Below are 14,540 nucleotides of genomic sequence, written 5' to 3'. Positions count from 1 at the left end.
TTATCGTTTTTTTTCACAAACTATCATTATTTTATTGGTTTTTCCTCTTTTGAGGACCCTCTGTTTGTTCTCATTTCCCTAATTTGGACAGACGGGGGCCTTTACCCGATTTTCGCATTTTTTGTAGCGGTAAAAGGGCGGGATGTATTCAGCTACTTTTTTAACCATGATTTTCACATTAATGACCATGGCCGTCAACTTGGACGCAATCCTTAATGATTCCCTCCCTCTTGTTCTTGGCTTTCTGAGCCCGTGATGGTTGGCAGCTTCATGATTCGTCCTCTCCACATCGTACCTGGCCCTTAATGAGTTTTTTCCTTCATCGGTTTGATTATAGGATCTTCCTTGTTCCATAATTTCGTAAAAATCACTGATAAAGACGGTCCGCCCTTTTTCATTGGTCGTACATTGGGCAAACATGGGGCAGGCTTGACACGTTTGCCCTTGAAATTTGAATTGATAGCCCTGACTTTTGTTATTGCGTACTTTTTTAGAAGTCGAGTATCCAAGAGGGCAGGTGACCTCATTCAATTTTGGATCATAAACAAACCAATCGCTTTCTATTAATCCTGTCGGATTTGTACTTCTTTGTATGGGGGCGCTCAGTGAAATCTGCATCTCTGTTATTTTCTGACGATTCTCCCCTGTGCCATAAGCCGTATCCCCGATGACTTGCTTCGGCAATACAAGGTAGCGGCTGACCATTTCCTCCACCATTGGGACAAGGCGGTCTCCATCCCATTCGTTACCCGGAATGGGTTCGGTATTCAGGATTAATCCATTCTGCCTCGACTCCAGGACCTGGATTTTATCTCCAGTAAACTTCATGGATTTCGTTTTGTGCCCACCCCTGATTTCCGGGTCATAGGCGCTCCGGATGCGATCCGCCGGCTTTTCTTTTTTGGGCAATTCCTTGTATTGGGGTTGTGTCTGTCCAGCGCCGTCAGGCTTAACCGGTTTGGTGTTCTCTTGCAGGATCTGATAAAGAATTCCTTGAAGTTCTAAACAGCGAAGCTGTTGTTTATCGTTCTCCCATGCCCAGAATAAAGGCTTCACCCTCTCATTTTCCAGCCAATGTAACAGGCTGTAGGCTTCCACTGCCAGGCCGCTGAATAATACCAGTCGATCCCCTTCAGGGGCTTGGTCGGAGAGCCGTTTCAGGAAGCTTTTGAGGGGACAGTCCTGGGAAAGATGGGTATATAACTTCGGATATGTCCGTTTGATGTGTTGAATGATCTGGAGGATTCCCTGTTGGATTAGACGGTAGGCGCCCACCTTCGCAATATTGGCGTAAGTATGGAAGGAATCGATAAGCCAGCGGTCATCTTCCTTTCCCCATAGCCCTTTCGCCAAAGCCTGGGAAAGGATATGGTGATGACACGCATCAAAAAGCTCAGAACCCATGCGGTTCCGATCGAGACCCAAGGTACTGTGATCAAAACCATTGAAAGAAACGGGCACTCCCAAAAAACGTTTTAAATGCAGATGATAAAGAATGGCCTCTTCCATTTCACGGTCAGAATAATTGTGATAGCGTTGTACAAAATGGATTTTTAATTTTAAGGAGGGAGCATAAGGGCGTTGTCCCTTTGTGGAATACAGGGGGGCACAGAGTTGATCGGCAAAGGAAAAGTCAACTACCTGCTCTACCCGGCTCCAGAAAGGATGGGCAGGAACCGAAGAGAAAACTTCGTAATCTGATAAAGTTAGCTGGCCAAATGTTTTATATTGAATGTTTGCCATCATGATCACTCCATACGTAAGAATATCTTTATTTTACCGAACATATGGAGTGAAGTGATGAGGAATTTATAGAATGTAGAAAAGTGTGTGAAAAACGAGATTATCTTGAATTAATCGACAGTCTCGATTTTCCGGTTAAGCGGAGGGAAGTTGCCCATTTTCCTGCTTTTTAAGTCGTTAGCCGGAATTTCTCCCTCTATTTGAGCTGTTTTTAGAGTGTTTTTGAAATTAGGGGGAATTTTTCCGCTTATTTTTCTGCCTGTCCCCGAATCCCTCAGTCAGGTCCGGGAAGGTCCGCTCCCTATATGGGTGGGAGCGGACTGCTCTTAAATAGAGTTTGCCTATCGGGTCCGTCATTTAACAAGAAAATATTGCAAAACCAAACATCCGCAAATCATATAGTTCCATTATAGGTAATATTAACATTGAATATTAATAGAGCTAAAAACTAAAAAAAGCCGCCCCGGCAGAATACCGGGAGACAGCTTTTGAAACGTTATTTTGCAGTAGCACTGCAGGTATGCCTTTTAATGATTTGATGAGGAATGATGATCCTTTTGGTCGGCTCTTTCGGATCTTCCACCATTTGGATCAGGCTTTTAGCTGCCTGGTATCCGAGGTCGAAGATATTAATATCGACCGATGTCAGCGGCGGCCGGGACATTTCTGACAGTAGGACATTATTGAAGCTGATGATAGAAATATCATCAGGCACGGATATCCCCATTTCATCCAATGTATTCAGTACGCCGAGTGCCATAAGGTCGTCAGCCACCACCAGGGCGGTCGGGGGCTTTTCAAGAGAGAGAAGCTCCCTTACCGCCTCCTGGCCGCCTTCCTTGAGAAATTCTTCATGGATAACATAATCATTGTCCAGCTCTATGTCCGCAGCTCTCAGGGCTTTTTCATAGCCCAGCAGGCGCTCTACAGTAACTACAAGATTCAAGTCTCCCCCGACAAAGGCAATATGGGTATGCCCAAGTTCGATTAAATAATCGGTCGCTTCTTTCGCAGCCCGGAAATTGTCGTTATCAACATGTGTGATTTCCTCTACATTGCGGAACGGTTTTCCGATAACAACGAAAGGATAATGCCCATCCTGTAAAAATGACAGGACCTTGTCTTCAATCTTTGAATACAGCAGGACAACACCATCCACCCTGCCGCCCTGTACCATCTGGACAACTCCGTTATAGATTTCCTCGTCTGTTTTGCCTGTCGTCATATGAAGGGCATAATGCTTTTCATGGGCACCTTCGCTGATGCCCCTCAGAACAGTCGGGAAAAAAGGATTTTGGAATACGACGTCGGTGGAGCTGGGCATAATTAGTCCGATTGCCTGTGTTGACTGGCTGGCAAGGCTCCTGGCGATGAAATTCGGATGGTACCCCAATTTTCCCATCGCTTTCCTGACTTTTTGCTTCGTCTTTTCGCTGATCCGCGGGCTATTTGCTATCACGCGGGAAACTGTAGAAGGGGCCACATTCGCCAGTTTTGCCACGTCTTTAATGGTAACGGCCATTCCCTTCCCCCCTTATCCATAAGAGTAAACCGCTGCTGTTTCTGTTTATGAAATTATAAAGTAATGGCGGCCTTCCTCAATTTTTTCAGGGAGCAGCGTGCTGCTTCCTTTCTTTAACCGGACATCTTCTCTGCTGTGCACGGCAAGCTGGACTGTGCTCCAGCCAGGCTCAAAAGTGCCGGTGTCTGTCGAGTTCAGATATACCGTTCCTTCCTCACACTTCACTTCAAAGCAAATCTCCCTGTATTCCCCTTTTTCGTATGCGAAAGTTTCCCCATCATCTTCATACAAAGTATAAGAGCATTCAGCACCTTCTTCATAATAGAGATGAAGTGTCAGTGCACCAGCTTCCCCATGGGCAGCCATTGTCCCTTTTTTGATGAAAATCGGCAGCGTTTCCAAAGGAGCATGGATCAGATGGTGCTTCCCTCCCTCATAGGTACTGCCGGTCCAATAATCTACCCACATGCCTTCAGGCAGATAGACAGCTCTATGGAAAGTCCCCGGCTGCATGATCGGGGCAATGATGACATTGTCGCCAATCAGGAATTGATCAGAAAGATTCCAGGTATGTTCGTCCTCCGGAAATTCGAGGAATAATGGCCTCATAACAGGAGTGCCCTCTTTATGAGCCTCGGCAAATAAAGAATAAAGATGGGGCATCCATGTATGCCGGAGCTCAATGTATTTTTTAACGATGGCTTCATATTTCTCTCCGAATGCCCATGGCTCCTGCCTTGCTGATCCGAGCACGCTGTGATTCCTGAAAAATGGGGTGAATGCACCTGCCTGTGTCCATCTGGCGAGAAGCTCCCCATTGGAATCATGGGCGAAGCCGCCTACATCCGGACCTGAAAAAGGAATGCCGGAGACGCCAAGGTTCATGACCATTGGCAGCGACATTTGCAGATGCTCCCAAAAGCTCCGGTTATCCCCTGTCCATACAGCCGCATACCGCTGGACACCGGAATATCCTGCACGCGTAAGCAGGAAAGGCCGCTTCCCTTTCAAATTGCTCTTCATGCCTTCATATGTCGATTTCCCCATCAGAAGGCCGTAGAGATTATGAAGCTCCTTATGCGTCCGGGGATTTCCATCGTTATCATGCATGACTTTCAAGTCCATTGTTTTACTTTCATTGAAGACTGCCGGTTCATTCATGTCATTCCAGATGCCTTCAATTCCAAGCTCTGTATAGTAAGAGTGGAGGCTTCCCCACCAGTCGCGCACTTTTTCGCTTGTGAAATCAGGAAATGCACTGTTTCCAGGCCAGACGTCTCCGTAGTAAACATTGCCTTCCAGGTACTTGCAGAAGAGGTCTTCCTGGATGCCCTGTTTATAGACCATATATTCCGGGTCTTCCTTGACACCCGGATCAACGATCGGAACAATGTGTATGCCCATTTTTTTCAGATCACTGACCATTTTCCCAGGATCAGGAAATTTGTTTTTGTCAAATGTAAATACCCTGTACTCGTCCATATAGTGGATATCCAGATGGATGCTATCCAGCGGAATGCCTTTTTCCTTGAATGTCTCCGCCAGCTCCATCACTTCCTGCTGGCTTTCATAGCTGTACCGCGATTGATGGTAGCCGATTGCCCACTTGGCCGGCAAGGGCATCCTGCCTGTCAGCGAGGTGTATTGGCGGATAACATCCTTCGGCGCAGGTCCAGCCATTATATAATAATCAAGCTGGCCGCCATCGGCAGAAAAGGAATAAAACTCTTCTCCGCGCATATCAAACTCTGCCCGGAAAGTATTATCGAAGAATATGCCATGGGCTTTCCCTTCTCTCAAGGTGAGAAAAAACGGGATTGACTGATACAGCGGGTCTGTTTCCGGATTATGCGGAGCATAAACGTCACTATTCCACATAACCAGCTTTTCCCCTCTTTTATTAAGAAAGCCCGTTTTTTCTCCAAAGCCGTAAAACTGGTCCTTCTCCTCCATATTCTTGAAGCAGATGACTTCTTTGGAATGCTTATAGCCCATCCCTTTTTGGTTCTCTCCGGCAAGAATCCTGCCGGCAGCATCCGCCACCGAAACCCGGAGCGGGGATTTGTTAATTTTGACAGTCAGACAAGAGGTCTTTACTTCTGCCTGGCCTCCTGATTCATTATGCTCGAGCGCTGCTTCCTGCAGCCCGCCAATGACGGCAGGGCTTGTTCTCACATCCGCTTCGCCAAAAAAGTTCATAGTGATGCGGACGATATCTTCTGCAAAGAATACAATCCTGAGTTCCCCTGTTTCCGTCCGGACCTTCAGGCCATTCCTGCATTTTTCTATAGCCAGCACATCTCCTGCTTCTTGGTAATCACTGTTTTCTATCTTTCTGCTCTTTCCTGGATGTATGGCAAAACTTGTATCTTCCATATAGCCGACTCCTCCTTCTAATCCCATCTGTCATGACCGGGATATGGAAGCTGCCGGCAGTGCCGGATGTGGTCAGGAAACAGGCTTCCTCTTTTTCGACCTTCTCCAAAGAAGGAAAATAAAGACGATGAAGGCTGCATAGACCAGCCCCATTACTGCCAGATATGGGATATTCAAACCTGTCTTTTCTGACAGCACATAGATTTCGGCTTCCTCACGGTCAACGATCAGCTTGTATGTTCCATTATCAGACCGTACAAGGTCCCCTCCCAAAAGCCCTTTCAGCTGCTTATCTTCTTCAAGCAGGCCAGATTCAAGGGAGACGGTCTGTGTTTTGACTGTATTATTAATGGCTACGACAGTGGTTTCGTCCTCATAAGTCCGCTTGTACACTGCCATGCCATCTTTATTGTATAAAGGCTCCATTGTGCCCCTTGTGAGAGATGGGAGCTGCTGCCTTAATGTCCCGATATCCGAGATATATTCCACAAGCTCCTGGTCTGTCCGGAAGTCCATCTGCCGGCGGTTGTCAGGATCTTCCCCGCCATCAAGCGCTATTTCACTTCCATAATAAACAATGGGAATCCCCGGGGACGTGTACAAATATGTGAGGGCCAGACGCCATCTCGGGCCTGGATGCTCATTGTTGCTGACTGCATCTCGCGTAAAACGGACGGTGTCATGATTGTCCATGAATGTTCCCATTAAAAAAGGATTATCATATTGGGCCTGATTTCTCTCCCAGCTGGCAAACAGCCAGTCAAACGGCTGCCCGGGCTTTTCAAATGCCGTTCTCAAATGCCCGTTCAGCGGATAATCGACAAATCCGTCGATCCCTGCTTTCTCATACTGTGCAATATAAGCAGGATCATCTGTCCATACTTCACCGAGAAGATAGAACTCCTCCTTGGCGCTTTTTACTTCTTTCGCGAAATCCTCCCAGAAGTCAACAGGCACATGCTTGACCGTATCCAGGCGGTATCCGTCAATATCGGTCTCTTCTATCCACCATTTGGCTGCATCCAGAAGGTATTTCCTCGTTTCCGGGTTTTCCTGTGCAAGGTCCGGAAGATTATAGATCCAGCCATTTTCAAGCTCGTCCTGATTTTCCCAGTTGGTTATTTCCTTCTGTTCATGGAACCAGTCCTGCTTGTCCGGATCATTCACCCAGGGATGATTCGGTCCTACATGATTGACAACAAAGTCAAGTATGATTTTCATATCACGCTTATGGGCTTCTTTTACAAGCTTTTTAAACGTTTCGATAGATCCGAAGTTTTCCTCTGTTTTATAAAAATCATTGATCCAATAGCCATGGTAGCCGCCGGCTTCGTTTTCAAAAATCGGCGTCAGCCAGATGGCTGTAAAGCCCATATCCTTCAAATAGTCAAGCTCGTCAATGATCCCCTTGAAGTCCCCTCCATGATAAGCTTTCGGATCACTTGCGTTTGTTTCCAGATCATTGCTGAAATCACCGTTATTAAAACGGTCGACCATTAGAAAATAAATTGTTTCATCCTGCCATTTACGCTCTTCTTTTTCAACTGCTCCTACCGGTAGGGCGCAAAAAAGAAGAAACGGAATTAAGATGAGAGCCATGACTCCTTTTTTCATCTCCGCTCCTCCTTAAATATCAAGCTGAGCTGCCATAAGGAAATAACCCTTTAAGCAGCCCAGCCCTAAAGTCACTAACCCTTTAAGATTAGCCTTTTGTGCCCCCGGCAGTCAAACCTGAAACGAAATATTTCTGGAAAGATAAGAATAAAATTGAAATCGGGATCGCAATCAGGACAGATCCGGCAGCGAAAGTAGTAAATTCGGCTCCATACTGCCTTGAAACAAGCTCATACAATCCGACGGCAAGCGTATATTTCTCAGGTGTCCTTAGCATGACCTTTGCCAGGATGAAGTCCGTAAACGGTGCAATGAACGTAAAGAGCGCAACAACTGCAACGATCGGTTTCGCGAGCGGCATGATGATCTGCCAGAAAATCCGGAAGTGGCCTGCGCCATCCATCCTTGCACTTTCATCCAGCTCTTTAGGGATGCTGTCCAGATAGCCTTTCATCAGCCAAGTGTTCATCGGAATTGCTCCGCCTACGTAAATGAGGATGAGCCCAAGATGGGTATCCAGCAGGTTTGTGACCTGGGCAAGTACAAAGATGGCAATCAATGCGGCAAAGTTAGGTACCATCTGAAGGATCAGGAATGTGGTAAGCCCATTTTTCCTGCCGACAAAGCGGTACCGTGAAAAAGAGTACGCCATCAAGCTGATGGTGATGACAGATGCCAGCATGGTGATCACACAAATTTTCAGTGTATTCCAGTACCAGATCAGATAATTGCTTTCCTCTGGATTAAATATCGTCTTATAATGGTCAAATGTCGCATTTTTCGGTATGAGTGATGAATTGGTCAAGCTCGTACCTGGATTCAATGATGCACCAATAGCCCACAGAATCGGATAAATGATAATGACCGCCATAAAAAGAATGACAAGATAAGTCAGTGACAGCCTGATGAATTTTTCTTTTTTGGTCGTCATATCACATCATATCCTCCTCTTTGAAAGCTTTCGTCCTTCTGAATTGCCATAAAGCCACACTAATGACAATGGCTGATAGAATCATGGTGATGGCTGCAGCCATGCCATATTCCGATTTCGTGACAGTAAGGTTATAAATCCACGAAATCAGTATATCGGTTCCTCCTGCATTTTGATCCGAGATAGCAGGGCCTCCCATATTGAACAGGTAAATAATATTGAAGTTATTAAAGTTAAATGTATATTGCGTAATCAGGATCGGTGCAATGGACAGCATGATCAGCGGGAAGGTAATATTCTTAAACTTCTGCCAGATCGTTGCCCCATCCACCGTTGCCGCTTCATAAAGCTCATCCGGAATAGCCTGGAGTACACCTGTGACCATCGCAAAGATGAACGGGAAGCCAAGCCAGGTCTGAATCATGATAAGAGCGATCCTTGTCCACAGGGCCTCAGTCATCCACGGGATTGGACCGATGCCAATGAAATCAAGCACTACATTATTGATGGCACCGAACGTTTCATTGAACAGGCCGGAAAAAATAAGGATGGATACAAATGCCGGTACGGCCCATGGCAGGATCAGGATCGTCCTTATAATGGCCTTCCCCTTTAGATCCTTCTGGTTGACAAGAACTGCCAGGAACACTCCGAGGGCGATCTGGAACGTTGTCGCACCAAATGTCCAGATGATCGTCCAGGCAAACACGTTTACGAAGGTATCGCGCCAGATATCCAATGTCACCAGTTTGGCGAAGTTCTCCAACGCCACCCAGTCCATCAGCTTCGCGGGCCATTGATGATACAGATTGTAGTTAGTGAACGAAAGCAAAAGCACAAACACAATTGGCAGGATGACAACGAACACTAGAAGAAAGAATCCCGGAGTTATCATCAAGTATGGGAACCCGGAATCTATCAATGTATGATATTGCTCTTTAATCGAGCTCAGGTGCTGGCCCAAGTCCCGTTTCTTTCCATTTTTATAGGCGTCGCGGAGATTGATGAACATAAACCCTGCCGCAAACAAAATCAGGATGACGGAAATGATTCCGTATACCAGGAGGAAGATGGAATTATCCCTCGGCAGCTTTTCTCCGAGAGTGACAAGTCCCCAAAGACCGATGTTGAGGAAGTCTTTAAACGCAACGATGAATGATAAAGACAGGATTAAAAAGGCGATGCCTTTGACAAATTGTTTATTATACATTTGGCCGAGTCCCGGGATGATGGACAGGCCTGCAGCAATTTTCCGATGGTTTGAACGGTATGCTTCTTCCATTGAAAGGATGCCCCTTTCTATCTGATTCCCATAAAGGGCGATTTTTTAGTGGATTTTTCTTTGCGGCACTATTGTCTTCTTAAAGAGCAAAGAGCATTTCTCTTAAATTATGACTCTCTTTGGCTGCTTAATAAAATGGGAGGCAGTACTCCACCAAGGAGTACCGCCTTTTCCCTTTATTGCTATAGATCAGTTTCCGCTGTGGTTTGCTTCAATCTGCTGTTCAATAGTTTTCACAGCATTATCAAGCGCTTTTTTGGATTCTGATTTACCTGTAATGATCGTTTCAACCGCTTTTTTCATTGGATCCCAAACCTCAGCCATTTCCGGTACACTTGGCATTGGAACAGCATACTGTGACTGTGCCATTACGGCTGCAGCACCTTCGTTATTCTTAACGAATTCAGGATCTTCCATCAGTGACTTCAGCGGCGGGATTTCGCCAGTCAGCTCAAAGCGCTTCTTGGCATTTTCTTCATTTGTAATGAATTCAACAAATTTCTGGGCCCATTCCTGGTTTTTGCTGAAGTTAGTAACGAACCAGCCTTTAACACCCATGAATGTCTTGACAGGCTCGCCATTTGGAAGCTTCGGCATAGCCGCTACACCATAATCGATGCCTGCATCTTTATAATCCTGGAACGCCCAAGGGCCGTTTTGGACCGCAATGGCTTTTCCTTCTTTAAAGAGGCCGTTCATATTGTCGTTTGATTTTTCTCCGATGATTCCTTTCGGGAACAGCCCTTCTGCATACCACTTTTTGATATACTCTGCTGCTTCTACAGAAGCATCGTTATTCAGGCCGATGTCAGTTACGTCCACCTTGCTGTCTTTCTCGCCGAATACATATCCGCCGTATCCGGAGAATACACCGTGAGCATGGTAGAAGTCATCCCAGATTGCCAGGAATCCGTAGTTGCCGTCTTTAGTTACTTCCTGTGATTTTGCATAGAGATCTTCCAGGTTTTCTGGAACCTCAGGAAGCAATGCTTTGTTATAAATGAAAACCGGTGTTTCAGTAGCTTTCGGAAGTCCGTAAAGCTTGCCTTCATATTTCAGTGCATCTACTGAAGAGCTTGTAAATTGATCAAGGATCTCGTCGCTTACTTCAAGCTCCTTAATATAACCTTTTACCATCGCAGGGCCAGTGCCGTCATGAGACATTGTGATAACATCCGGAGCATTGGCTGTATTGCCGTCAAGTGCAAGGTTTTCCTGCATCTTTGTTATGTTCAATTCCTTGAATTCAATTTTGATTCCGTGTTCTGCTTCAAACTTGTCAGCCGCATCTTTAAGAGCGACTCCTTTATCTGTATCTTCCCAGACAATCAGCTTTTCCGGTTTTTCTGAACCGCCTTCTGTTTTTTCTCCTGCAGTGCCCTTTTCTTCATCTTTAGGACCGCAAGCAGCCAGCACTCCAAAAACCAGGACGATCATCATAAATAATGATAAAGCCTTCTTCATTTTGACCCCTCCAAAGAATTTATATTTTTCTAGTACAACCGTTTGCACAAATCGCTGCAAAAAAAGGCCGCTGAAAGCGTTATCAGCATATTCAAAAAAAATAACAGCTGATCATTTTCAGGACAGCCGCCTGTGAAAACGATTGCACAAACTTTAACTTTATTATACTTGCTATTTTCATTTTGACAACCCCCTTTTTAACATTATGCCGAAAAAGTTTTTATCGCATAAAAGTGCTCCAGCTTGAATGACAGCGCATTATTTGATAAATTTTAAAAAAGTCAACTTGCAATGCAATCGATTGCACCAGAGAGGGGAAAACTTATGCTTGAAAGGTCGTCAATCTTTCACCGTCCTTCTGACAGCTTTGCGTATGCTTATAAGGAAAATACACTACATATCAGGCTGAAAGCCAAGAAAGGCAATATTGAAGAAGCTGAGCTTATTTACGGAGACCAATATGAATGGAATGAAGACGGCTGGGCAAACCGCCGGATCCCGATGAAAAAAACAGGTTCGGACGAATTATTTGATTACTGGCTGGCTGAGCCAGAGCCTGAGTTCAAAAGGACACGGTATGGCTTTTGCCTGAAGTCAGGGGACGAGGAGGCAGTTTATACAGAAAAAGGCTTCTTTGATAAGGTTCCCGAAGATCCCGGAAGCCTTTTCTGCTTCCCCTATCTTCATGCAAGCGAGGTTTTCAGGGCTCCGGAATGGGTGAAGGATACTGTATGGTATCAAATTTTCCCGGAGAGATTCGCTAATGGTGATGAATCATTGAATCCGCCGGATACGAAGCCTTGGAGAAGCGAGGAGCCAAAGCCTGATAATTTCTTTGGCGGGGATTTCCGGGGTATCATCGACCATATAGACTACCTTGCCGGCCTGGGCATTACTGGGATTTACTTCACACCTATATTCAAGGCATTTTCCAATCATAAATATGATACAATAGACTATTATGAAATCGACCCGCAGTTCGGGGATAAAGAAACCTTCCGCGAGCTTGTGAAGATTTGCCATGAAAAAGGAATCAAAGTCATGCTCGATGCTGTCTTTAATCACAGCGGCTATCATTTTGCCCCCTTCCAGGACCTCCTGGAGAATCAGGCGGAATCAAAATATAAAGACTGGTTCCATGCTGAAAAATTCCCCCTTGAAGGCGGGGAACGCCCCAACTATTCCACCTTTGCGTTTGTCGAGTCCATGCCAAAGCTCAATACGCAGCATCCGGAAGCAAAGGAATACCTCCTGGAAGTCGGCCGCTATTGGGTCCGGGAATTCGATATCGATGGCTGGAGGCTGGATGTCGCCAATGAAATCGACCATCAGTTCTGGCGCGAATTCCGGGCTGAAGTGAAGAGCATCAAGCCAGATCTTTATATACTCGGGGAAATCTGGCATGATAGCATGCCTTGGCTCAGGGGCGACCAGTTCGATGCTGTCATGAATTACCCGTTCCTGACGAATGTTCTTAATCTGTTTGCGAAAGAATCGATCAGCCCCCGGCAATTTGCCGAGAATATGGCTTCTGTCATTCATATGTATCCTGATAATGTCAATGAGGCTGCTTTCAATCTGGCTGGAAGCCATGATACTCCGAGGGTCCTGACCGAGTGCGGGGGTTCGCTTGAGAAGGCAAAGCTGATTTTCACATTTATGATGACTTATATCGGGACTCCCTGCATTTATTATGGAGATGAAGCGGGACTTTCCGGCGGCATGGACCCGGGATGCCGGGAATGTATGCCATGGAATGAAGAAGAATACAGCATGGAGATGTACAATCATACAAAAAAGCTCATTCAATTGCGCAAATCCGAGCCGCTGCTGGCAAATGAGGGAGTTCTGGAGTTCCTGGAGCTTCCCGAGGAAAGTACGGTTGTCGCATTTGCCAGGAGTTCAGGGAACAGGAAGATTGTCATTCTCTTGAATGCCTCAAGTGAAGAAGCATCATTCTCCCTCCCGTTTGCTCTAAAAGGGAAAAAAATCACCGATCTGCTGACGGAAAAAGAATATGGTGCTGAAGCAGATTCCCTGTCTGCAGAATTGGAAGGCTACGGGGCAGCCATATTGTCCTTTGAACTTTAAAAATTTCAAAACACAGTTTATATGGCTGGCACTTTTGCCAGCCCTTTCTTTGCGCAAAATGACTTCCCGGAGGAGGCTCACTTTTATTTCAAAGAATTACACCGAATTGTTTAGGAGATATACATTATGAAACAACCGAAACAAAATTTGACATTATTTGCTCTTACCTGGCCTATTTTCATTGAAATACTGCTTCATATGCTGATGGGGAATGCTGACACGCTGATGCTATCGCAGTATTCCGACAACTCTGTTGCTGCCGTCGGGGTTTCCAACCAAATCCTTTCCCTCATCATTGTGATGTTTGGATTTGTAGCAACAGGCACCTCCATCCTTGTGGCTCAGAACCTGGGGGCAAAACAGCCTGGGAAAGCCGCTGAAATTTCGGTGGTTTCGCTTGGGACCAACCTTTGCTTCGGCATACTGCTCAGTGCCGTCTTGATCATTTTTGGCAAGCCTTTGCTGAAGCTGATGGATCTGCCGCCGGAACTGATGGATGAAGCAAACGTTTATCTCGTCATTGTTGGAGGCTTTTCCTTTGTCCAGGCACTCATCATGACCATCGGGGCCGTCATCAGAAGCTATGGATTTACGAGAGATGTTATGTATATAACGATCGGTATGAATATTTTGAACGTCATCGGGAATTATCTTTTCATCTTCGGTCCTTTTGGGTTTCCTGTATTGGGCGTAGAGGGTGTTGCCATTTCTACTGCTGTCAGCAGATCGATCGGCCTTCTGGCTTCAATTGCGGTTCTCATCAGGCGTACGGAAGGAGAGCTGCCTTTCGGGCTCCTTTTCCGCTTCCCCAAAGAACATCTTCGGAACCTGCTGCAAATCGGCATTCCCTCAGCAGGAGAGCAGCTTTCTTATAATGCCTCCCAGATGGTCATCACGTATTTTGTTGCGATGATTGGGACAGAAGCTTTGACGGCAAAGGTATATGCCCAGAATCTGATGATGTTCATTTTCTTATTCAGCCTCGCCATCAGCCAGGGAACCCAAATAATGATCGGACATATGATCGGGGCAAGAGAATTCTCATCGGCCTATCAAAGGTGCATCAGGAGCTTGAAGCTCGCTATTTCGATTTCATTGGGAGCAGCTGTTGTTTTCACCTTTTTCTCAGAATCATTGCTGGGCATCTTTACGGAAAATCAGGATATCATCAAGGTTGGAAGCACACTGATATTATTGACCATCATTCTTGAACCCGGCCGCTCCTTCAATCTGGTTGTCATCAGCTCGCTGAGGGCAGCCGGCGATGTAAAGTTCCCTGTCTATATGGGCATCTTGTCCATGTGGGGTGTTTCTGTCACCATTTCTTATATAGCCGGGATCCACTTCGGCCTCGGGCTTATCGGGGTATGGATTGCCTTTATTGCAGATGAATGGCTGAGGGGCATCCTCATGCTGTGGCGGTGGCGCTCCAAAGTATGGATGGAAAAATCGTTCATCGGCAGGGCCGGCAAGAAAAAAGAAACTTCCGGATAAAGAGACAGAAAGGCCTGGCGGCA

At 46.0% G+C, this 14,540-nt stretch carries 9 protein-coding genes; 2 read left to right on the top strand and 7 right to left on the bottom strand.

Annotated elements, in window-relative coordinates; all coding sequences use genetic code 11:
- Positions 1 to 78: 78 nt before the first annotated feature.
- From AC4E8B_RS07555 to AC4E8B_RS07525, 7 genes are all read right to left on the bottom strand, one after another.
- The gene (locus tag AC4E8B_RS07555) at positions 79 to 1,746 is read right to left on the bottom strand and encodes a transposase (RefSeq protein ID WP_490217967.1); all 1,668 of its coding nucleotides are present in this window, start codon (positions 1,744 to 1,746) and stop codon (positions 79 to 81) included.
- A 493-nt stretch (positions 1,747 to 2,239) separates the two neighbouring features.
- On the bottom strand, positions 2,240 to 3,265 hold the full coding sequence (locus tag AC4E8B_RS07550) for a LacI family DNA-binding transcriptional regulator (protein WP_490217966.1): 1,026 nt from the start codon (positions 3,263 to 3,265) through the stop codon (positions 2,240 to 2,242).
- Between the two features lie 45 nt (positions 3,266 to 3,310).
- Complete coding sequence (locus AC4E8B_RS07545) at positions 3,311 to 5,668, bottom strand: glycoside hydrolase family 31 protein (protein ID WP_490217965.1); 2,358 nt, start codon at positions 5,666 to 5,668, stop codon at positions 3,311 to 3,313.
- Positions 5,669 to 5,713: 45 nt separating this feature from the next.
- Positions 5,714 to 7,255, bottom strand: a complete 1,542-nt coding sequence (locus tag AC4E8B_RS07540) for an alpha-amylase family glycosyl hydrolase (protein ID WP_490217964.1) — start codon at positions 7,253 to 7,255, stop codon at positions 5,714 to 5,716.
- 88 nt (positions 7,256 to 7,343) lie between these two features.
- Positions 7,344 to 8,186, bottom strand: coding sequence for a sugar ABC transporter permease (locus AC4E8B_RS07535; RefSeq protein ID WP_490217963.1), 843 nt, complete (start codon positions 8,184 to 8,186; stop codon positions 7,344 to 7,346).
- A 1-nt stretch (position 8,187) separates the two neighbouring features.
- Entirely contained in the window at positions 8,188 to 9,489 is a 1,302-nt protein-coding gene (locus AC4E8B_RS07530) for a carbohydrate ABC transporter permease (protein WP_490219562.1), read from the bottom strand.
- Positions 9,490 to 9,657: 168 nt separating this feature from the next.
- A complete protein-coding gene (locus AC4E8B_RS07525) occupies positions 9,658 to 10,932 on the bottom strand; it encodes an extracellular solute-binding protein (RefSeq protein ID WP_490217962.1) in 1,275 nt (424 codons plus the stop codon).
- A 324-nt stretch (positions 10,933 to 11,256) separates the two neighbouring features.
- Between AC4E8B_RS07525 and AC4E8B_RS07520 the strand changes: the two genes are divergently transcribed.
- Both AC4E8B_RS07520 and AC4E8B_RS07515 read left to right on the top strand, forming a co-directional pair.
- On the top strand, positions 11,257 to 13,023 hold the full coding sequence (locus AC4E8B_RS07520) for an alpha-glycosidase (protein WP_490217961.1): 1,767 nt from the start codon (positions 11,257 to 11,259) through the stop codon (positions 13,021 to 13,023).
- 126 nt (positions 13,024 to 13,149) lie between these two features.
- Entirely contained in the window at positions 13,150 to 14,517 is a 1,368-nt protein-coding gene (locus AC4E8B_RS07515; protein ID WP_490217960.1) for an MATE family efflux transporter, read from the top strand.
- Positions 14,518 to 14,540 lie beyond the last annotated feature (23 nt).

The sequence above is a fragment of the Bacillus sp. SRL543 genome, assembly GCF_984799205.1.
This window is presented reverse-complemented; position numbering and strand designations above follow the sequence as displayed.